Origin of the sequence: Halioxenophilus aromaticivorans (assembly GCF_042850945.1) — a bacterium.
Taxonomy (GTDB): domain Bacteria; phylum Pseudomonadota; class Gammaproteobacteria; order Pseudomonadales; family Cellvibrionaceae; genus Halioxenophilus; species Halioxenophilus aromaticivorans.
In genome coordinates, this window is sequence record NZ_AP031496.1 from 5,762,640 (window position 1) to 5,783,672 (window position 21,033).

The following is a 21,033-nucleotide window of genomic DNA, read 5'->3' on the forward strand; positions in this document are numbered from 1 at the left end:
CCGCTTACATTCATTCCGAGGGCGGTGTACAGTTCGTTAACACACTGCGCATTGGCCCTGGAAGAGTCGCGTTTATCGTCTTTATGCGTAAACAAACGTCTTTATACGCCACTGCAAATACAAAACGAACGCCGGGAGCGTTAGTTGCCAGCCGAGGCAACTGAATGGATACCCATGAACAACATCACCACCGCGATCAGCGCCTTAGTGTTAAGCGCGCTTGCTGCTCTGCCCTCAGCTGTTTTCGCTGCCGGGCCAAGTAGTGGTGTAGTGTATTCCGGCGATCTGCAGTTTAACCTGGGTTACGGTGAAGAAATCGCCGCCAATGAGGCCGATCAAAAGCTCACCGCCGAAGGTCAAACCAATTTACTCAACGATGGTTTTAAGCTGGTGTTGCCGCTGGATTCCATGGGCACCAACACCAGCACCGCCACACTAGACCCAGCGCTAATGGGCGCCATGGGGTTATCCGCAGAGTTTGTGTCGGCGGACATCAGCCAAAATTTTCAGCCATTAGCCGTGGGCCTTAGTCACACCAGCCTGGAGGCAAACTACCTGGGCGATCAATTTTTATCACTCAAGCAGTGGTCGCCCCACCTTACCGGATTTATTGGTGAAAACGTTTCGGTACGCACGGATTACACTCAGTCTCAGAAAAGCTTGGGCGGCCGCCCCGGCCGGGACGCCAATGTAGACTCATTGGGAGCCAACATCTCTTGGTTTATCAACGGCGCCAAGGCTTACTTTTCCCTGGGTGCCAAATACGACACCGAAGACGCGGTGGACCCAGAGCACGACTTCAACGCCAATACCATTAAGCTCAAACTGGCCAAGCATTTCCCGTTTATGACGCGCAGCGGCATCATAAAATTGGGCGCCAGCTACGAGCAGCGGCTGTACAAAAACGGCATTTCTGAACTGGGCGAGCCCAGGGAAGAAGGCCGAACCCGTTACCAGGCCGAGTTGGAGTTGCCTCTTACTCAGCAGTTACAATTGATTGTGAATGCCGAGTTCGCCGACCACGAGTCTAATTTCGCCGAAGCCGAAAACACCAAGTACGTGACGGGCGCCGAGTTAAACTTCAGTTTCTAGCCCCACCGCAGTAGTCCCATGCCCAATATCTATCACGCCCCAGAATCGCACCGGGTTAGCGAACACACCACCGACTGGCAAAAAACCAATTGGTGGCTGCTGGGTGTGGCGCTGCTCATCGCCTACCTCGGGGTAACCTACTTATCTTCCTTTGTTAACAATCTACTGGTGCATCTTTGGGTGGAGCCAACCTCGGTGCTCTACTGGCCGGTACGCTTAACCAGCGATTTATTGCAAAGCTCAGGTTACTTGTTTATTGCCGGAGTGTTATTGGCCCGTGCCACCCACCGCTGGCGCTATTGGGTGTGTGCCACGGTGTGCGCTTTTTTTATGGTAAACACTTTCCGCATTATTGGCTGGCACCATATTATTTTTGAGATGTGCGACTACCACTGGTACGACATTCTAAGCGTGATTAAAACGCCCGTTGCGCTTTTTGGCGGGTGTGTGGTGGGCAGCAAAATGAGACAAATGCCATAATCCTTTGCCCCCCTGCCGACGCCGTTAAAAGCGCTGTTCTTCCGCGTCGTTTCGCTCTAGAGTTTGAGCTGTTAATCTGGCCTCGGTGATCACTGTAGGCCCAAACCGCACAGACGCACAGACGCACAGACGCACAGACGCACAGGAAGGAGACCGCAAATGACAAGCTTGAAAAGTATTTCAGACGTTAACGGTGTAAAGCGGCGCAGCTTTATTGCCATGGCCGCCTTCGCCGGAGTTGTTGCCGTGCCGGTCGGCGCTAGGGAAACCAAGCACGACATGCACAAACATCACGCCGGCCATTCTAAAAATGCTGGCCTAGTGGATGCCGCCATAGATTGCTCCAAGAACGCTATGGTTTGCCGCAATCACTGCATTGACTTGTTGCAAAGCGGCGATGTCACTCTGAGCGACTGCCTCTCTGTGGTAAACGACACCATCGCCATGTGTGATTCTCTGGCTCAGCTGGCCTCTTCAGAATCTGCCCATCTGCCATTAATGGAAAAAGCCTGCTTAGCCGTCTGTAAAGACTGCCAAAAGCAATGTGATAAACACAAAGACCACCACCGAGTGTGTAAAGACTGCATGGAATCTTGCTCAGAACTCATCGGCTTGCTGGAATCCCGCTTGGGCTAAACCGCCAATACCTCAACCGGCGTTATTATCGTGTTGCACATAGATTAACTCATCGGTGGCAAACCCTAACGCTTTGGCCTTGGCTACGAACTGGTCGATCAGTGCCTGGGGCGGGTTGGGTGTGCGGCTTAAAAACCACAGGTAGGATTTATCCGGCCCAGAGATAAACGCAAATTGGTAGTCGTCTTGGTCTAGCTCAAACACGATGTATGAGCCGTAAAACGGGCCAAAAAAAGACACTTTTAAAAAGCCGTGGTCGCTGTCGTTAACAAAATAGGCTTTGCCCTCGGCTTCGTCCCAGGTTTGCTCTTCTGCCGAATAACCGCGATTGATCACCTTTACACCGCCATCATCGCGCAGGCTGTATTCAGCCGTCACATTGCTCAGGCCACGCTCAAAGGAGTGATCCAAGCGAGCTATTTCGTACCACTTGCCGAGGTATCGCGGTAATTCAAAGTTGTTGACGGGTTTTACACCCTCGGGCTGGCTAACACAGCCGGCCAGTGCCGCTAGTAGCACTGCGAGTAAAGGTAAATTTAAGTAGGACGGTAAGGCGAAAATTTTCATGCGTGGGGCTCTTGTAGCGAAAAAGTCATAGTAAACGTTACAGAAAACGTCATAGAAAAGATCATTGAGAGTAGGGCAACATCGCTGTATTCGCAGCCTGCGTGTTTGCAGATCTTTTTCCATCAGCTAAGGCCTAGTTCAGCAATCCCCACGCCAACCTCAGATAGCACCTCGCCCAGCATCTCACTTAGCACCCCAGATGTGCTTACCCACCCGGCCCCACAAACATGCCCACCACCGCGGTGATGACCATGGCGGCCACGCCCCAAAACGCCACTCGACTCATGGCGGGTAGTACTCTGGCGCCGCCCACCTTGGCGGATAACCAGCCCAACAATACCAAACTGGCTACGCTGGCCACGGCTACCCACAGTGTCTCGGCGTTGGCCGGCGCCAGCAAGGCACACAGCAACGGCAGCCCGGCGCCCAGGGTAAACAGCGCGGCAGAGGAGCCTGCCGCCAATAGCGGCCGTTCATGAGGCATGCAAATGTCTAAAAATATCTAGAAATGTCTAAACTACGGTTTCTTAGACATTCGCCAGGACTTGCCGTCAGGCTCAATGACACCCTCTTGTTTCAAGGCCTGAAGCAGGTTTTTGACCTTATTATCCTTTTGGGTGGCATCCAGAACATTGGGCAGCTTGTCTAAAAGAAGCCTGTTAATGTCTACACGCTTCGCTGTGCCGGATTACTTTAAAAAATGAAGGTAAACAATAGTTGTTCTCATTTACACCTAAAATTGCTTGATATTTTGCTAACCGACTACCATAATATCGACACGCTCTTCGGAGCTGGTTGAACCTTTACCTAGTGTTTTGGTTCGTGGCTGCGCCTCAGTCGCCGTTAAGACTGGGGCTTATCTCCCTCCTTGTTTCGTTTCCACCAAAAAACTCGTTCTCTTAATCCGCTCAAGATAGTCTTGGTCTGCTGGAAATGCAGTGACAAACCAATGTGGGCCGCCCGCTTTCCTTGGGTCATCAAATACAACTACATACTTTTCTTCAACGACGACCAATGTTCTACGCTTTGCTGTTTTACCACGATCGGTTTGACGAGATTGGCTGTAGCGCTGAACCGTTCCCGCAGATAGAGCCAGCACTTCTTTTATCCACAATATTCGTCTGGCACGCTTTTTAGAAAAACCGCCATCGTGAATTCCTGCACTGGTTCGGTAATTGGTAGGCTCAGTAAAAGCATGATCAAAAGCACCCGCACCAAACTTGTAGGTTACACCGCACCAATCAGTAAACACTCTAGCATTGCCATTTTCATCATGTATGTAAGTTTTCAGATATACCTCGCGGTATTTTTCTATCAGCTCTTCTTCAGTATCGGCTTTTAGACGCAACTGCGGCCACAGACTTTCTGTCACGGCTATCGTCCCTGCCAATTGAAGATGTTAAAGTTTCGCTCGCCTTTGGTCGTGGTGTAACGCAGGCTGCCTTTCCCTAGTGATTTGGCAAACTCATCTACAAACGCTGATTTGAATGCACTCGCATTGGTTCTGTTTTGCATTTCGTTCCAGCTGTAACCGACGGCTCCCATCAATAAATCAGAGAGCTGTATTAAAGGCTGATTATGTGATTCTACCGGCTCTAAACAGGCAAGCTTGGCACGGCCAGATAATTTGTGAACCAGAATCTGACGCAACTCTTCAAAGCGCGTGCTGCACGCATTCTGCTGCCAATCAAGATAAACATGATAAGTATCGCCGGGCTGCAACCAATGAACCAGTAATTGGTAGTACAGCTTGTAAAACCCAAGCTCTTTATCCCCATCGTTCCACTGTTCGTGATCGAGCTGCCTACGATCGACCACAATACATCGGAACGAAAGCGAATTTTCTTCAGAAAATAATTGAATAAGGTTCTGATAGAATTCAGCCTTGTTAGGGGACAATTTTTTCCAGCCAAATTCGGTCTTAATGCCATGCTTGGTCATCAAACCATGTAAGCGCCCAACAATGCGGTGTTTTTCTTCGCGAGGGCATTGCAGCGCACCAATAACTATATACGGCTGTGACGGGTCTGAAGTGTGGCGACTTTCATCGCAGTAGACGTTGTAAATTGTCATTTCCGTTCCTTAGACTTTTTTCGCCAACTCAAAATGGAAGCCTAAAGCAGCGTCTTCTGGCTTTTGGTCTTTCAATGTCAGCCGGACGAACTTATCAAGCTCAAATCCTTCAGCAAAATCATCGCTTGGGATCATGTCCGAATTTAGCGCGCATGTGTATTGAAAGTTGCATTCCAATCCTTTCCGATGGGCATGCATCAGTGCGAGCGCTCTTTGCCGAGAGTCAACACCATCAAATATGCTACTATCATGAAATAGAAAATCTATTCCGTCTCTTTGTCGCATTAATTCAACGAGCATCAAGTCGTAGCAGAAGATTTTCATCTTCCCAACGCCTTCGCTACTGCTTTTGTTAATTTCAACGTCAAATTTATAGCCGTTGTCTGTCGTATTGATAATCAGGTTGCCTGGCTCATCGTACAATGCCTGGGAGTTCTCATTGAATAGCGAAACCGCACTTTCCCAATCGGTTCGGCTCTGCTCATAATCACGCTGCAACTTGGTTTCCAGCTCTATTTTTGACGCTTTGATATCCTTTTTATGCTGTGCTATATCGCGAATATCAGCAATCCTGCTCTTTATGGCTTCAAGCTCACTTTTCTTTTCAATAACGCGTTCCTGGAGAATCGAAAACTCCTCTAGAGCGCCATGAGTTTCTAGCAGCTTTAAAATATCTGCTCGTTTGTCACATGCAGCCTTTATGCTAGCGTCGCTCGAAGATAATTTATTCTTGAGTTGGGATGCCTCCGCCTCTAAAAACAACTTACGATTCTGAACAATTGCCTTATGAAACCCTTTGGCTTCATCAAGTGATCTTTTGATGCTGTCAGCGAAATGAACACCTGCTTCGAGAAAAAGCTTTTCAACCGAACCACTGTCAGGCATATGTTCTTCTGAAACCGCTCTCTCGTAGCGCTCTAACTTTCGCCTAAACATTAAAGCCTTGTTGGTCAGATCGTGTATTTCCCCGGTTAATTGGTTTGCCTGATCCTGAAGCTCTTTGTACTGAGGATGCACATTAAAGCTTTTTAATGCATCAGATTTCTGCTTAAGTTCCCGCTCTATTCGAACCCGTTCCGCTTCTAGTTCGCCTTGAGTTGCACCGATACCAGCTTTGATCGCAGCGTTTAATGCTTTGGTGGCGCTTTCTTTCTCTCTAATTTCCTGTGCCTCTGAAGCGTGAAGCCAATTCAAGCCAAGAAGAAAAGCATTATTTATTTGCATGTCATATGCTTTCTGGTTTCTAAAATGCTTGAAAGGATCTGTATAAGCATCCGCTCCTTTCCTTGTGAAATATGAAACCAGGCTTCTAAACGAAGGTGCGTACTTTGCTGAAGCTTCATCTTGAATTCTGAACAAGCACTTTCCTAACAGATTCCTCCAGTCGTCATTCTTGTAAAAAATTACGCCTTCAGAATCTTTTTCTGGCGCTATTAGTAAGTTAGACACATCGCCAATAATCTCGATAATCTTAGCGTTCGAAACGCTACGCTTGGCGGTTAAAGTTGTGCCGCACAGGTCTAGGCAGATGTAAAACTCCCAGTCTTGCAACTCATCTTTCGGAAGACTTAAACGATGCAGATCAGCTCCAAGGCAAAAATGGACAATGTTCAATAGCGTAGTTTTGCCCGCACCATTGCGAGTATCTTTTTGGCCAGATTCCAAGGTTCGCTCAGCAAGGATGACATTTAATCCAGCCGAAAATTCAACAGCTTTAAACTGTTTGTCGTTTGCCCATATTTTGTGAATCATCCCTGTACTCTCACTATTTTATTATTGTGCAAATCTACGAGCCCCAGCAGATACAAAAAATCTAGAGCGAGAATAAAGCGCTCAAAGCTTCCAACGGCATTGATTTTTTTAGCTGAGTCCCAAAGCGCTGGTAAATTGCCATTTTTCTCAACAAGAGGGAGCAATGCTGCGCTAATTCCAATTAATGCCTCATCTTCACGAAGGTATTTTGAAGGCATGATCATTTCTCAAACACCTCGCATAAATGAAAAAGGTGGCTTAATATCGCCAACCCTGCCGCCTGCTGCCTAAAACCTTTCTGTCCTGCTTGTGCGAATTCCAACATTGAAGCAAAAAGCTCATCTCCAGATAAGGTTGTCTTAAGTTCCAAATACTTTTCTTTGAAGCCACTTTTGAGCCTTTCAGGAAAATCTTCATCAACATTGGTGGCCATATTGGCGAGAAATCTTTCTACTTCATGGCTTTTGCTTAATCCCATGGCAATATCTGAACGCACGGTGTCAGAGAGCCCATTCTTGTTGATCTTTTCTTCGGGAGGTATAACTTCAAAGCTGTCACCATTTGAAGAATGTTTCCCTGATGCCAGTGCTTTCGCCGCAATCTCTAGCTCCGAAAAAGAGACCTCAGACATACCCTGATCAAGTTGTTCTGCCACCCAAGATTCATGCTCAGCCTTTAAAACAAATAAAAGCTCTGCAGGGTAGTCTTTCTCTTGCTTGTCTATCTTCGTGTGGCAAGTTGGGCAAAGGTAAATAAGATTGTCGTAATGGTTTCTTTGCGCATCTTTCATATTTGCTCGGTAGCGAGCAGAAGCAGGTTTCGTTTTTGTGCCAGGGCTTTCGCCATAAATATGAGCTGCCTCACCAATGATGGCGGGATTAGAGTTTTGGCCATCGGAAGTCAGAACCTTTTGGCAGTCCTTGAAGGCACACCGCCCCCCACTTTTGAATGCGAGGAAGACTCTGGTTGGATAGCTTGCACTCATACTCCCTCCTTAGAGCTCGCCTTTAAAGGCTGAATCGAGAATCGATGCTTTCAAATTTTTTAAATCTTCGATTTTATCAACCAATTCAGTTTTTACAGGATTGGCTAACTGATTAATTTTTGATAGCTCACCTACTATTCTCTTTTGCTGTTCTGCTGACGGCACTGGAAACTTAAAATTCTGAAAGTCTTTATATTTTAGGCTTTCAACTGTAACGCCACCTTTCACCAATTCAGACAAAATGAACGACTCATAACCTTTCAACATATGTTGTGTATATTCTGAGGTGATCCTTTCACTAGGAATGAACACTTTGATATCTTGGTTTACTGTACACTCAGTTTCGTTTATACAGACTGGTAACGTATGCCGCAATATTCCACTTCGAGCCACAATTAATAAGCTTCTGGGCGGAATAAATTTAGCTGATGAACCCGAGACGCCTTCTTTCGTTATTTTCAATTCGGAATCAGTTATCACTGGGGATTTCATGTCCTTGGGTGTAACCCAAAGAATTTCTCCATTCCAAAACTCAGATTTGCTCTTTGACGGCGTGCCGCCACCAGAAAAAGAGCCTAGCTCTTCCAGTGACAATCTTTCATATTCTTTAGATTCATCGCAAACCAATGAACTCAATGTTGATTTAAACAACGCATCAGCCAGTGTGATACTTTCCCGCAAATGCTCGATGGCGGTATCGATGCGGGTGAGCAGCGCATTGAGTTTTTCGACGATGCGCTTTTGTTCGCCTTGAGGAGCCACAGGTACAATAAACTCTGAAAGTTTTGTGCCGTTGATGTTAGGCTGAGCTGCGCCTGCGGCATTCTGACCAACAACCTCCCAGTAAGCAGGTGTTAGGAAGAAATAACTTAAATATTCTGGAATAATGTCCTTCTTGTTTGGAACAATTCTAATCAGGTAAGATGCGAATACGGCACCCTTTGGAGCATTCTTGATTAGAATAGATTTTCCCGCAGTTGCACCACTACGGGCAAAGATCAAGTCATCATCATTCAACGCGTACTTGTTGATTTCTTTTTCTTCTAGCGATACAGTTGGAACTCCCTGCCAGTCGATCTTTCCATCTTGAATATCAGTAATACGCAAGAACTTTGCGTTACCGTTACTTTCTGCTTTAGCTGTGTGTCCATACTGGATATTATGGCTAAGCTTCTTGACTGAATGCCACTCCCATCCATCCGGTAGTGAATATAAAACCTGCTCCATGCTTATTTCTCCGCCAACAAATCTTCAATTTCATCCAACAGCCCTGATACCAGTTTTTCCTTGGTGCGGATCTGCTTAAGGATATCGTTTGGCGCTAAATGCTGGGTATCTTTCTGTTTAGCTGGGTTTTTAGCCGATAAATCATAATCATCAGCTAATTTACTGGCAGATATTGTCCATGAGCGTTCAGTTGTTTCACGGCCGTTATAAAGCTCAACAAACTCTTTTAGGTGATCATCGGTGATCGGTTTGTTTTTGGTGAGCTTTTGCTCGGTTTCGCATTCGTAATACCATACATCGCTGGTGCCGCCGCTTCGCTCGAAGAACAGCACGTTGGTTTTAACGCCGGAATACGGCAAAAACACACCAGCGGGCAGACTTAAAATGGTATGTAAGTTAAAGTTTTCCAGCAGTTCTTGTTTAACTTGCTTAAAGGCGCTGTTGGTTTGGAATAGCACGCCTTCTGGTACTACGATTGCAGCCTTGCCGCCACTTTTCAGGGTTTTCATAAAATGCTGTAAAAACAGCAGTTCGGTGGCATTACTCTGGATAGGGAAGTTTTGCTGTATCTGTGACTTTTCTTTGCCACCAAATGGCGGGTTAGCCAGAATAATGTTGTAACGATCCTTTTCCTGAATGTCGCGGATATTCTGAGTCAGCGTATTACCGCGGAACAGGTTGGGTGATTCGATGCCGTGCAGAATCATGTTCATCATGCCCATCACGTAGGCGAGTGAGGTCTTTTCATATCCCCAGTACGCATCCGCGCGCTGGAAATCATACTCTTCGCTAGTTAATTCCCTTCCTGTTCTTTTTTTAAATGGCTTAGGTTTGTTGTACTCAAATGCTTCAACTAAGAACCCACAAGAACCCGCTGCTGCGTCATAGATTTTTTCAAGTGGTTGCGGGTTTATCGCTTTAACCATCGCCCGCACTACTGGGCGAGGAGTATAAAATTCTCCGGCGTAGCCGCCAGCATCCCCCATGTTTTGCAATAAGCCTTCATATACCTGTGACAGTTCGAACATGTCGTCGTCGGATTGAAAATCCAACGTATCGACAATATCTAATACTTCGCGCAGGGTATGGCCGGAAGCGATCTTGTTGTCCAGGTACTGAAAGATAGCGCCAATTTTGTAGGTAAAAGATTTTGGATCTGCGCCAGTTGCGGCGGCATTAGCAAAGCTTTTCAGATACGGAAATAGCTGATTGTCGACATAATTGGTAAGGTCATCTCCGGTTTTCGCACGTGCCAGGTCCAACTTACCATCAGCTGTTTTAGGGCAGGCCCAGTTTGCCCAGCGATGCTCGTCATCTAATACTGGCTGATAGTCTTTGCCGGACAATACCGCTTCGTCTTCTTTATCTGACTCGTAATCATCGAGAAACCTCAGGAACAAAACCCAGGATGTTTGCTCTGTGTAATGCATGGCACCGCTGATGCCATCGTCACGGCGCAAGATGTCGGTAATGCGGTCAATTTTCTGTTGTAGTGACATGCTTAGAGTTTTCCGATAATAAAATTGTACATATTAGTGATGTCTTCGCTGATTTCTGAGGGTGGAATCAGGTCGATATAGGATTGGAGCTTGCCAATGTCTAGTCCAACACCTTCGGTATTGATCAAAGGGTCGATGACACTTTTGGCATTCAATCGCCGGATATCAGCGTTATCACCTGGGTTATTTGGTTGTAAATAACATGGCTCTCTTAACAGTTCAGCGTTATTGATTTGATCTAAAACACCGTGGTGCTGCAATGCTGAGTGTGAAAGCAGATAGTTTTTGATTTCACGGCGTTTCCACGCAAGCAAATAGGATGTCACCCTCATGTCTTGCGGCCAGCGAATGGCATTCAGCAATTCACGGTACACTTGCCCATTCACTTGAACGCCATTAGCGGCATTCCAATCGAGGGCTGCCTCATCCCGATCACAAATCATAAAAATTTTGGTTGTGACCAAGGGGGATTCGATCTTACTGAGACCGTGGAGCCAATCAATCTTGCCCTTGCCAAAAGTTTCGTTAGCAGTAGCGTAGCTGGATGACTTTTTCATGGCATGCACAGCGGCTAGACGGTCTATGTCTAGCCCTGCACGTGCCGTAAGTTTGGTGAAAATAATCCAATCGTTGTAATCATCTAGTAAGGCAATGTTAGGTAGCTTGCCACACACTTCAAATTCCACCGATTTCGCGCGTGACAATACACTCAGGCGATTGATCAATTGCTTGATTTTGTTTTCTTCGCTGATTCTGCCTTTTTCAACCACTTTAAGGTGCTCAATACGATTCTCTTTGGCTGAAATGGAATCGAGTAAGTGTGTAGTGGTGATGGCGTGGCCTTGGATGCTGTGGAGAAGCCCCCAGAGCTTTTCGACGTTATTATAGTGAAGGTGCGAGTCTGCCTCATCAAATAAGAACAGGGTATTCTCTGAGTCGAATAGGTCAATTAGCGCATATAGGAATAGGAGCTGGTATTCTCCATCACTAAGCTGATCCAGCTCAATTCCCCCTTTGAGAGTAAGTTTTAGGCCATCTCGGCTAATAAAGTAATTATTGTCGGCTGCTTGTGTGAAAAATGCGACAGTTGGATTAAAGCTATGGTTTTGATTGGCTTCCTCATTTTCACTTCGATTAAAATATGAAGCTGAAAACAGTCCATCAGAACCCAAGGTATATGTATTCGAACGTAGTGCCCCTTCAAATTCATAATTGCGACTTATGTTATTAGAGATAAAGCTTTGAAGGCTCTGAAAGTAATCAGTGGCTCTCGCCGAATTTGAGTCAGTCCCGGACTCTTCTTTTTTTTGTTCTACCTGAATAAAGCCAGCATAATGTTTACTTACTTTAAATTTAAAGGATATTTTTGTAGATACGTCTGACTGGGGAGGACCCGAACTTTCCTCTAGATAAGAGTTTTCTCTGAGAAAATACCTAACTTTTCCATTTGCGTGTAAGCAGGTTGCGAGGAAAATCAATAACTTCGACCAAGACTTGTCATAATAAAAGCAATCTAGCTTAAGGCTTTCCTTTCTTCTTCGCTTTCTCTTGAGGTGAGCATTGAATTTTTGCGAATAGGATTCATTTTGCCCTGATGAGAAGCACACGACCTTAAGATTTTCATGATCCAGCCCGGCTAGTCGTTGTTCAAATACCGACTGCAAAATACTGGATTTGCCTGAGCCATTCTCGCCGATCAGCGTAGCGACCTTATCAATTCGCAAGGTCTGTACTTGTCTATGCAAAGGGTTAGGGGCTAAGTTCAGTTCCATTGGTTAGCTCACGTGGTATAACTGGTGTTGTAGTTGTTTGAAGGCAGCGAGTAATTGCGCAGGTTTGCCACCAAAGGCCATGGAGGCATCTTTAGTGGTGCCGAGGCCGGATAGCTCAATCAACGCTGGCAGGCGCTCACGCGCCAGTTCTGTAACGCCCGTTTGCTCGTAGCGGTTCAGAACAAAATGCAGGAATTGCTTGGCCTTTTTCTGTTGGTACTGGTCAAAGAAGGCGTTATTGGCTCGTACTGCTTCTGCTCGTGATTTGCGGGTAGCCATGGGTTGTTCGAAGGCCAAAAACGCCAGCAGGTCAAACATGTCGCAGTCGTCGGCTTCGAACATGCGGCGCAAGGTTGAGAGCTGCTCTTTATCAAAGCCCGCTTGTACCAATTTAGCCAAGAGTTGTTCGCGCAGGTCTGGGTCTGACCAGATTTCACGAAGCTCATCAACGCTCGTGAACAAACCTGGCAGCTGTTGAATTAATCGTTCAACAAACTCCTGAATAGTCAGAGGCTTGCCATTTTCGTCGATATAACGGGTTTCAATATCGATAACCTTAAGCTCGCGGTGCTTGCCAAGTTTTACCTTTAACCTCGGGCGCGGCTCACCTGGCTCTGGTTCCGGTCTGTCGCCGCCTTCGGGCGGCTCTGGCGTGTAGGGTGGCGGTGTCGGTTCTCGGGTTCCGCCTGGCTCTGGCGCTTCGGGCTCGCCATCCCATTCCTCATCATAAAAGTTGTTGGTCGCACCCCGAAAATCCACGATGGTGAAGTAGTCCTTACCATCAAAAACTCGTGTACCGCGCCCCACAATCTGTTTGAACTCCACCATGGAGCCGATGGTTCGATCCAGCACCACATTGCGCACATTGCGGGCATCGACACCGGTAGTGAGCATTTGTGATGAGGTAATAATGGTTGGGATGTCTTTGTCGTTGTCCTGGAATTTTTCCAGCAGTTCGCGGCCGACCTTGCCTTCGTCGCTGGTGACTCGTACACAGTAATGCGGGTCTTTTACGGCTTTGTATTTATTAATCATGTCGCGCATGGTCAGCGCGTGGTTTTGGTTCTCACAAAAGACGATAGTTTTTTCCAGCGGGTTGATGTTTTGTAAGATGGCTTTGGCGACCAGTTCTGTGCGTTCATCAACAATAATTTTGCGGTCATAGTCTTCGACTTGATACAAATCCTGACCAGATTCACCTTCGACGATCACGTCATCTTTGGTGAGCACCAATTCATCCAGATTGGTTCTAACTCGCTTAACTCGGTAGGGAGTCAAGAAGCCATCATTGATCCCGTCTTTTAGTGAATAGACATAAGCAGGCTGACCAAAGTATTCATAGGTATCCACGTTGTCCGTGCGTTTCGGCGTAGCTGTTAAACCCAAATGCACGGCACTGCTGAAGTGGTCGAGAATAGCTCGCCAAGAGCCCGCTTCATTGGCAGCACCACGGTGACACTCATCAATCAACACCAGATCAAAGAAATCTTTGGGATAGGCTTTGTAATAGCCATCGATGTTTTCCCTTTCTGCAATCGCCTGATAGATCGCGAAAAATATGTGGGCATTGGTTGGCACCACACCATTGCGTTTACGTACTTCTTCCCCGTTGATTTTGATCAGGTCTTTTTCATAGGGGTTGAAGGTGTTAATGGCTTGGTCGGCCAGGATATTACGATCAGCCAGAAACAGAACACGTGGCCTGCGTGAGCCAGGTTGGTTACGGTTCCAGCGAGCCTGGAAAACTTTGTGAACGATTTGAAAGGCGATGAAGGTTTTACCGGTACCGGTGGCCAGCGTGAGCAAAATGCGGGATTTGCCTTGACCGATGGCATCTGTTGCCGCATGAACTGCCAGCTCTTGATAATAACGTGGCTGCATGGCCCCTTCTAAATGGAAAGGGACATTTCTTAACTCCTGACTTAAATCTGTTGTTTCTCCGGCATAACGCTTTTCCAGTTCAGCAGGGGTTGGGTAAAACTCAATGTAGTCCCCTTTACCTGTTTCCAGATCGAATTCGTAGGTTTGTTTACCGTTACTGGAATAGACGAAACGAACACGGAGTTTGTTCGCATAGTCAATGGCCTGTTGCAGGCCTTTGGTTGGGTGATCGGATTCTTTTTTGGCTTCTACTACAGCCAAATAACGGTTGTCTTTGTGAAGCAAGTAATCCACGAAGCAACGGCGCCCACGTACTCCTCCGGCCATCTTTCTACCGTCGGTGAAGTAATGCTCCCGAATGATATTACTCGGCTGCCAGTCCGCTGCACGTAATGCAGGATCGATATAATTTGCTCGGGTATCTGCTTCAGATGCCATCAGGCCACTCCTTGGTCACTGGGGTTTGGCACCAACTCCAGTAGGTCGCCCACAGTGCACTCGAATAGTACGCAGATCTGTTCAATTGCTTCCAAATCCACTTTCTGTGCCGTTTCTTTATAGAGCAGGGTCACCGTGGCCCGGCTTAACCCCGTTTCTCTGGCAACGTCGGCAATACGCATCTTGCGCTCGCCCATCATGCGGGCGAGATGGCAGCGGATCATGGCTGTGCCTCTGGCTGGTAATCAAGTTATCAGAATAACAAAGGAGCATACCATGACTTTGATATTTGCCTGGCATTTTGTGAGTTGAAATTGAATTATGTGTGGCTGGTTTATAATGAATTGGATAATGGATTTCTAAATTACGGGGAGTTACGCGCCATACGCGTAATTACGCAAACCATACATAATCGCGCGTAATTTAAATCTCACGGCAGAATAGGGAGGCAAATGTGGTGTAGTAATGCGTACAGGTACTATTGCAGGTACAGGTTTGGGTTGCTGTGAGGAGTAGCTAAGAGGAGGTTGTTTCGAGAAGATTTTGCTATTTGGCGTGCGGCCAATTTTGCTTACCTATGGAAGCATAACCAGGCCAAAGCGGCCCATTATGGTTTCAATACCAAAAGGCCATTGAGAGTAGGGCAACACCGCTGTATTCGTAGCCTGGGTGTTTGCAGATCTTTTTTCATCAGCTAGGGCCTAGTTCAGCAATCCCCACGCAAACCTCCCTGAGCACTTTCGGCACACCTACCCACCTGGCCCCACAAACATGCCTACCACTCCTGTGATGACCATGGCGGCCACACCCCAAAACGCCACTCGGCCCACGGCGGGTAGTACTCTGGCGCCGCCTACTTTGGCGGATAACGATCCCAACAACATTAAGCTGAGCACACTGGCAACAGCTACCCACAGCGCAACGGCATTGGCCGGCGCCAGCAGCGCACACAGCAACGGCAAGCCAGCGCCAAACGTGAACAGAGCGGCTGAAGAGCCTGCCGCCAGCAACGGCCGCGCTCGGCCACTGGCGGAGATGCCAATTTCATCCCGCGCGTGGGCACCCAGGGCGTCGTGCTGCATTAATTGCTCGGCCACGGTTTGGGCCAAATCCGGCGCTAGGCCACGCTGCACATAAATAGCGGCCAGCTCCGCCACCTCTGCCGTGTAGTTCGCCTGCAAAGCACGCCGTTCCATGGCCAAGTCTGCGAGCTCGGTATCTGCCTGGGAGCTCACCGACACGTATTCGCCGGCGGCCATGGACATGGCTCCGGCGATAAGGCCAGCGGTGCCGGTGAGCACAACTGAGTGTTGGTCCACACCGGCGGCGGCCACACCAATAATTAGGCTGGCGGTGGACACAATGCCGTCGTTAGCGCCCAGCACGGCGGCGCGCAGCCAAGAGTTGCGGTGTGATTTGTGAGCGTGGCGGGCAACGCGGGGCATGGCGATTATTGTTCGGCTATGTCAGCGAACGTGGCGTTGGTGGACGCCTGCAATAGGCTTGGGGCCAGCTCTATTTCCAGGCCGCGCCTACCGGCACTGACGAAAATGGTAACCTGGCCTTGGGCCGATGCGTCTATCACCGTGGGCAGGCGTTTCTTTTGCCCGATGGGGCTAACCCCGCCCAGAAAATAACCGGTGGTACGCTGCACGCGTTGCTTATCCGCCATAGCCACTTTTTTCACACCCAAGGCTTTAGCGCAGGCTTTTAGGCTTAGCTGCTGGGCCACCGGCACAATGGCTACCGCCAATTGATCGTCGTGGGTATTCACTACCAGAGTTTTAAATACCTGCTTAGGGTTTAGGCTGAGTTTTTCGGCGGCTTCTAGGCCATAGGACTCGGCGTTGCTGTCGTGATGGTATTCGTGCACCGTAAACTCAGCGCGTTGTTTGGTCAGCAATTTAATAGCAGGGGTCATGGCGTGTGTTCTTTGAGGGGTTCTTTGAGCGGATAGTTTTAGCTGGGCATACTATAAACCACAGCTAACCTTGCTGAAACGAGCCGGCAGCCAAACACCCCCAAGCCGCCACCCCGGCCAAGTTTGTGGCAGAAACTGCAGCTAGTCTTTTGACTTGATTGCGCAGGTATTAATGCCCAATAGTTTATACGCCGGGCAGAAATTCAGCAGGGCGGTGCCAATGGCGGCGCCGGCCACAACAAACAAAACCACCTTTAGCCAAATGGCCCCCGCAATAAAAAGGCCAATGAGTAAGGCAACCACACCAAACGTAAAGCGTACTTTTTTATCCTGCTCACCGACATTATTCATGGTCAACTCCGTCTTTTGCTGGAAAGAGCCACCAGTGTAGCGCTGCCTAATATCCAATAAGTGATTTGAATCAACCAGGATGTGCTTCGCTGCTATAGCCTGCGGCCTATAGGACTGATTCGCCGGGGGCCCATAAATATGCATGGGCCAAACGCAAAGAACCCGGCCAAGGCCGGGTTCTTCTGTACTAGCGTTACGGAATTAGTAAGCCTTTTTGGAAGCCAATCTAAACGGTGTTAACAATAGGATTTTGATATCCAGCAGTATCGACCAGCGGTTGATGTATTCCAGGTCACAACGTACACGATCTTCCATTTCGGAGATGTCAGCAGTCTCCCCACGGTAGCCTCGGATTTGTGCTAGGCCAGTCATCCCGGGCTTAACACGGCCACGAGCCATATATTGCTTGATTTTGTCGCCGTAGAAATCGTTGTGCGATATCGCGTGGGGGCGCGGGCCTACCAAGCTCATGGTGCCAAACAGTACGTTAAACAATTGCGGCAACTCATCCAAACTGCTCTTGCGCAGGAAGTTGCCAATACGGGTAATGCGTGGGTCGTCTTTACAGGCTTGCTTCACCACGGTTTCTGGCTGATGCACGAACATGCTGCGGAACTTCCACACCTTAAAAGTACTGCCATCCCAGCCGTCGCGCTCTTGCTTAAAGATAACGGGGCCTTCGGATGAACGCTTAACCAAAAACGCCAATACCAGAAACACTGGGCTCAGAAGTGCAATCAAAATTGCAGCACTAACTCGGTCAAATGCATTTTTTACAAAGTTTCGAGCGCCGCTGTAGTGTGGTGTTTCGTTCAGAGTGATCAGCGGCAAGCCGGCCATTTCACGCACACAGTGGTTCAGCAGTTCAAACTCATAAATGTCCGGCACCCAAATGATGTCGACCATTTTTTCTTTCAGTGCGTTGTATTGCTCTAGCAATTGCGGGGTTTCCTTCATGCTTAGGGCAATATAAACGCGCTTAACTTCTTTTTTGTCGATCAACGAGATCAAGTCATCGTGATTGAAAATGGAGCGAACATCGGTTGGCAGATCGTAGGCGCGCTGGCTGTTGGAGAAGTCACATACGGCAACCAGTTTTTCGTCCAACCAGATATTACCAGCCATGCGAGAAGCCAACTGATACACGATATCGCCGGAACCGACGATCACCGAATTACAAGCCTCGCTGGCCACGCGGTGAGCGTGCAGTTTGTAACGCGCTAGCGCCACGGCCACTAGGCCCTGCAGGCAGAAGCCACTGATGGCCCAGAAGATCATTATCAGACGCGATACATCATCGGAGCTCTTGGTGGCAAAACCAACAGCGGCCAATAACAAAAGCACGGCACCCCAGGCGTTGAACAAGCGGCGTAAACCAGCAAAGCCGCGCAGGCTGCGGCGGCCAATACCGAAGGTGGGATATACGATGATCATCAACAAGCAAGTAACCACCGCCAAGTAGCGGTAGGTGCTGTGCAGATAGTATTCACTGCCGAACGTAATATGGGCTAATAACGGCGCTACACCGGCGATAAGGTATAAGCCGTATTCAATCCATTGATACACGCTGCTGTGGGTTTGTAAAAGGCGCTTATGTGACATCCGCGCACTGTCGTGTTGCTCACGATAATTGATGAGCTGTTGCGGGAGTTCCCTGGCTGCGGTCATTAACGAGGTCCTTTCTGATTTTGTCAGAGCCTGATAAATATAAATTCCTGGTGTTTCAGTGTTGCGACAAGAAGTTCTATCTCGCTTTACACTTCTTACCAAAAGTGTGAACTAATTCACAAAATTATTGTGAGGTGTAGGTTAGCGGTAGCGCTAACGTCTCTCAAGAGCACTTTAAAGCTATTTACTTCTAACAGTTTGGTTTCTTATTTCGAATCTTATCGACTGCTAATTCTAGCGCGAAAGAAGCTAGAAATTACTATAACTATAGTTGATAAGCTATTGATTAGGAGCCTATTTGACAACTTTTTACTTTTAAAACCAATACTGGACTAGGGCCAGTTTCAGGGCTCAACACTTAATATGGTGTGAACCCTAAAAACAGACTAGGTGAAGGCGTGCTATTCGCCAGTCGCAGGCTGCTCTTATTTGATAGTTAAGCAAGTGTTTTGCCAACTAGCTCACAGAGCAACCGCTTTGACAAGGGAGGGAAGCGATTACTCGGGCTGCCACTCCAGCACTTTAACGTGGTTGGTTTTACCGCCACTACCTGAGATGTCGCCACAGGTGATAACAACCTTTTGACCCGGCTCCAAACCGCCTTGTTCGGCCACCGTGTTCATTGCAGATTGGTAGACGTTATCGCCATTTACCGTGACATCGTAGAAGATTGACTTCACGCCGCGGTACAACGCCATTTTACGGCAGGTAACGCGGTCTCGAGATAAGCCGTAAATGGGTAGACCAGAGGCGTGTCTCGACATGAGCAATGCAGTATTACCAGACTCCGTTAAGCAAATGATTGCGCCAACATTGTCCATGGAGTTGGCAGCATATATGGCTGACATAGCAATGCACTCATCTATGTCATAAAAGTTACGATCTTGCCGATGATCGGTAATTTGCACATCTGGGTGCTTTTCTGCACCAACGCAGGTCGCCGCCATGGCTTTCACGACTTGCTCTGGGAAAGAGCCCGTTGCCGTCTCGGCGGACAACATCACCGCATCGGTGCCATCCAATACCGCATTAGCCACGTCGAATACTTCGGCGCGGGTTGGCACGGGTTGCTTGATCATGGACTCCATCATTTGGGTGGCGGTAATCACCGGCTTTTTAAAACGACGAGAGAAACGAATGATTTTTTTCTGGATGCCAATCAACTGAGGATCGCCAACTTCTACACCCAGGTCACCGCGGGCAACCATGACGGCGTCGGAGGCCTCGATCAGCTCTTCCAAGGTTTGCTCATTGGCAACGGCTTCAGCCCGCTCGATTTTACTGACCACGGCAATGGATGAATTGGCAGCCGCCAACGCCTTGCGCACCGGATTCAAATCGGCGGCACAGCTTGGAAAAGACACGGCTAAATAATCGAGCTCTAATTCGATGGCCAGCTGCATGTCTTGTTCGTCTTTGCTGGTGATGGCCGGCGCCGACAAACCACCGCCCAAGCGGTTTAAACCTTTGCGGGATTTTAACAGGCCACCATCAATTACCTTGCAGGTCACATCGGGGCCAGACACGGCCAAAACCTGCAGGCGCAGCAAGCCATCGTCGAGCAGTAAAATGTCGTCGGCTTTCACAAACTCCGGCAAAGGTTTATAACCCACTGGGATGCAGGTATCGGTGGCGGGTTTGTCGTCGTCGATGGTGAGTGTAATTTCACTGCCATTAACCAATACCACTTCACCGCCGGCTAAATCACCGATGCGAATTTTAGGGCCTTGTAAATCACCCAAAATGGCGGCGTTGCGGTTTTTTTCTTCGGCTACGCTGCGAATTATTTCGGCCTGCTTGCGGTGCCCCTCCGCTGAACCGTGTGAAAAATTCAAACGGAACACATTAACACCGGCATCCAGCAACTTAGCAATCATTTCTGGGCTAGAAGAAGCAGGGCCTACCGTAGCCACAATTTTCGTGCGGCGTAGATAACTAGACATAGGTCGTCCTTTATTATGGAGAATGGGTGCGCGAGGGGGAGCTGTATAATACAGCTTTTTAACGAGTTTTGTGCAACTAAAGTCTAGTCCAGATAGGCAAAACTTCCATCGGTGGTAGGTATTTAGGCCAAGTTGTGAACCCACTGCTGGCACTGCAGTTAACTGCAACAAAATGCAACAGCGCCATGGCCTGGCCCAGCCACAGAATTGCTAATACAACCAGCGAATCAACAACCCTGCCAGCACCATCCACACTAGAATCACCACCGCAGCCGCCACAAAACTCACCGGCTTTTGATTCACCCCCTGCGCCCGTTGCAACGCCCGCGCTTTAACCGCCGCCGGCACCAGCCACAGCACCAGCGCTAACCCCAAGGGCACAATCAATAGATCGTCCAACAAGCCCAAAATTGGAATAAAGTCCGGAATCAGATCAATGGGGCTCAGGGCATAGGCAGCCACCGCAAAAGCCAGCAATCGCAGGTAGGCAGGCGTGCTGCCATCACGGGCAACAAAATACACCACCAAAATCTGGCGCTTAAGCGCCTGGGCCCAGGCTTTAAGTGCTCGCCACATAACAAAACCTACAAAGATAATATCCACTTGAAATCAGAGTTCAGAGTCGGATAACAACGAAGGTGATAAATAGAACAAGCCAATAGAAAGCCAGCGCAGGCTTCTCAACCGCCTCGGTCAAAGCCCGCCCTATAAGACAGACTTCAACCAGCAGGCAGACATCAGAGCGTTA

General features: G+C 48.3%; 21 protein-coding genes. 3 read left to right on the plus strand and 18 right to left on the minus strand.

Translation table 11 applies throughout. The features are described 5' to 3' along the window. Positions 1-174: 174 nt before the first annotated feature. The 3 genes from ACGHM3_RS24575 to ACGHM3_RS24585 all read left to right on the plus strand — a co-directional run bounded on the left by ACGHM3_RS24575 (position 175) and on the right by ACGHM3_RS24585 (position 2,208). Positions 175-1,092 carry a hypothetical protein gene (locus tag ACGHM3_RS24575; RefSeq protein WP_345420600.1) on the plus strand — a complete coding sequence of 306 codons (918 nt, stop codon included), beginning with the start codon at positions 175-177 and terminating at the stop codon, positions 1,090-1,092. An 18-nt stretch (positions 1,093-1,110) separates the two neighbouring features. Further along, the gene (locus tag ACGHM3_RS24580; RefSeq protein ID WP_345420597.1) at positions 1,111-1,572 is read left to right on the plus strand and encodes a hypothetical protein; all 462 of its coding nucleotides are present in this window, start codon (positions 1,111-1,113) and stop codon (positions 1,570-1,572) included. Positions 1,573-1,731: 159 nt separating this feature from the next. After that, the gene (locus tag ACGHM3_RS24585; protein WP_345420594.1) at positions 1,732-2,208 is read left to right on the plus strand and encodes a four-helix bundle copper-binding protein; all 477 of its coding nucleotides are present in this window, start codon (positions 1,732-1,734) and stop codon (positions 2,206-2,208) included. A gap of 12 nt (positions 2,209-2,220) precedes the next feature. On the opposite strand, the gene ACGHM3_RS24590 is transcribed toward ACGHM3_RS24585, so the two are convergent. The 18 genes from ACGHM3_RS24590 to ACGHM3_RS24675 form a co-directional block, all read right to left on the minus strand. Next, entirely contained in the window at positions 2,221-2,775 is a 555-nt protein-coding gene (locus ACGHM3_RS24590) for a lipocalin family protein (RefSeq protein ID WP_345420591.1), read from the minus strand. A gap of 205 nt (positions 2,776-2,980) precedes the next feature. Continuing rightward, positions 2,981-3,259 (minus strand): VIT1/CCC1 transporter family protein, encoded by a 279-nt coding sequence (locus ACGHM3_RS24595; protein ID WP_345420588.1) that lies wholly within the window; start codon positions 3,257-3,259, stop codon positions 2,981-2,983. Positions 3,260-3,631: 372 nt separating this feature from the next. Further along, entirely contained in the window at positions 3,632-4,147 is a 516-nt protein-coding gene (locus tag ACGHM3_RS24600) for a hypothetical protein (RefSeq protein ID WP_345420585.1), read from the minus strand. A 2-nt stretch (positions 4,148-4,149) separates the two neighbouring features. Then, positions 4,150-4,848: a DUF3800 domain-containing protein gene (locus tag ACGHM3_RS24605; RefSeq protein ID WP_345420583.1), complete on the minus strand. Its 699-nt coding sequence runs from the start codon at positions 4,846-4,848 to the stop codon at positions 4,150-4,152. A 9-nt stretch (positions 4,849-4,857) separates the two neighbouring features. Then, the gene (locus ACGHM3_RS24610; RefSeq protein ID WP_345420581.1) at positions 4,858-6,600 is read right to left on the minus strand and encodes a DUF2326 domain-containing protein; all 1,743 of its coding nucleotides are present in this window, start codon (positions 6,598-6,600) and stop codon (positions 4,858-4,860) included. Then, complete coding sequence (locus tag ACGHM3_RS24615; RefSeq protein ID WP_345420578.1) at positions 6,597-6,824, minus strand: ABC-three component system middle component 6; 228 nt, start codon at positions 6,822-6,824, stop codon at positions 6,597-6,599. Before ACGHM3_RS24615 ends, ACGHM3_RS24610 begins: the two co-directional genes overlap by 4 nt. Further along, a complete protein-coding gene (locus tag ACGHM3_RS24620; RefSeq protein WP_345420575.1) occupies positions 6,821-7,585 on the minus strand; it encodes an ABC-three component system protein in 765 nt (254 codons plus the stop codon). Before ACGHM3_RS24620 ends, ACGHM3_RS24615 begins: the two co-directional genes overlap by 4 nt. A gap of 9 nt (positions 7,586-7,594) precedes the next feature. Next, positions 7,595-8,812 (minus strand): restriction endonuclease subunit S, encoded by a 1,218-nt coding sequence (locus ACGHM3_RS24625; protein ID WP_345420572.1) that lies wholly within the window; start codon positions 8,810-8,812, stop codon positions 7,595-7,597. Positions 8,813-8,814: 2 nt separating this feature from the next. Beyond that, positions 8,815-10,311 carry an N-6 DNA methylase gene (locus ACGHM3_RS24630; protein ID WP_345420569.1) on the minus strand — a complete coding sequence of 499 codons (1,497 nt, stop codon included), beginning with the start codon at positions 10,309-10,311 and terminating at the stop codon, positions 8,815-8,817. Positions 10,312-10,313: 2 nt separating this feature from the next. After that, complete coding sequence (locus tag ACGHM3_RS24635; protein ID WP_345420567.1) at positions 10,314-12,083, minus strand: AAA family ATPase; 1,770 nt, start codon at positions 12,081-12,083, stop codon at positions 10,314-10,316. 3 nt (positions 12,084-12,086) lie between these two features. Next, on the minus strand, positions 12,087-14,402 hold the full coding sequence (gene hsdR, locus ACGHM3_RS24640; protein ID WP_345420565.1) for an EcoAI/FtnUII family type I restriction enzme subunit R: 2,316 nt from the start codon (positions 14,400-14,402) through the stop codon (positions 12,087-12,089). Further along, on the minus strand, positions 14,402-14,626 hold the full coding sequence (locus ACGHM3_RS24645; RefSeq protein WP_345420562.1) for a helix-turn-helix transcriptional regulator: 225 nt from the start codon (positions 14,624-14,626) through the stop codon (positions 14,402-14,404). Before ACGHM3_RS24645 ends, hsdR begins: the two co-directional genes overlap by 1 nt. Before the next feature lie 525 nt (positions 14,627-15,151). Beyond that, positions 15,152-15,847 carry a VIT family protein gene (locus ACGHM3_RS24650; protein ID WP_345420560.1) on the minus strand — a complete coding sequence of 232 codons (696 nt, stop codon included), beginning with the start codon at positions 15,845-15,847 and terminating at the stop codon, positions 15,152-15,154. A gap of 5 nt (positions 15,848-15,852) precedes the next feature. After that, positions 15,853-16,323, minus strand: coding sequence for a Cys-tRNA(Pro) deacylase (ybaK, locus tag ACGHM3_RS24655; RefSeq protein WP_345420558.1), 471 nt, complete (start codon positions 16,321-16,323; stop codon positions 15,853-15,855). Between the two features lie 141 nt (positions 16,324-16,464). Continuing rightward, positions 16,465-16,674 carry a DUF2892 domain-containing protein gene (locus ACGHM3_RS24660; protein WP_345420555.1) on the minus strand — a complete coding sequence of 70 codons (210 nt, stop codon included), beginning with the start codon at positions 16,672-16,674 and terminating at the stop codon, positions 16,465-16,467. A gap of 201 nt (positions 16,675-16,875) precedes the next feature. After that, a complete protein-coding gene (locus ACGHM3_RS24665) occupies positions 16,876-18,342 on the minus strand; it encodes an undecaprenyl-phosphate glucose phosphotransferase (RefSeq protein ID WP_345420552.1) in 1,467 nt (488 codons plus the stop codon). Between the two features lie 497 nt (positions 18,343-18,839). Then, positions 18,840-20,285 carry a pyruvate kinase gene (pyk, locus tag ACGHM3_RS24670; protein ID WP_345420549.1) on the minus strand — a complete coding sequence of 482 codons (1,446 nt, stop codon included), beginning with the start codon at positions 20,283-20,285 and terminating at the stop codon, positions 18,840-18,842. A 210-nt stretch (positions 20,286-20,495) separates the two neighbouring features. Continuing rightward, positions 20,496-20,861 (minus strand): DUF1232 domain-containing protein, encoded by a 366-nt coding sequence (locus ACGHM3_RS24675; protein ID WP_345420546.1) that lies wholly within the window; start codon positions 20,859-20,861, stop codon positions 20,496-20,498. Positions 20,862-21,033: the final 172 nt, after the last annotated feature.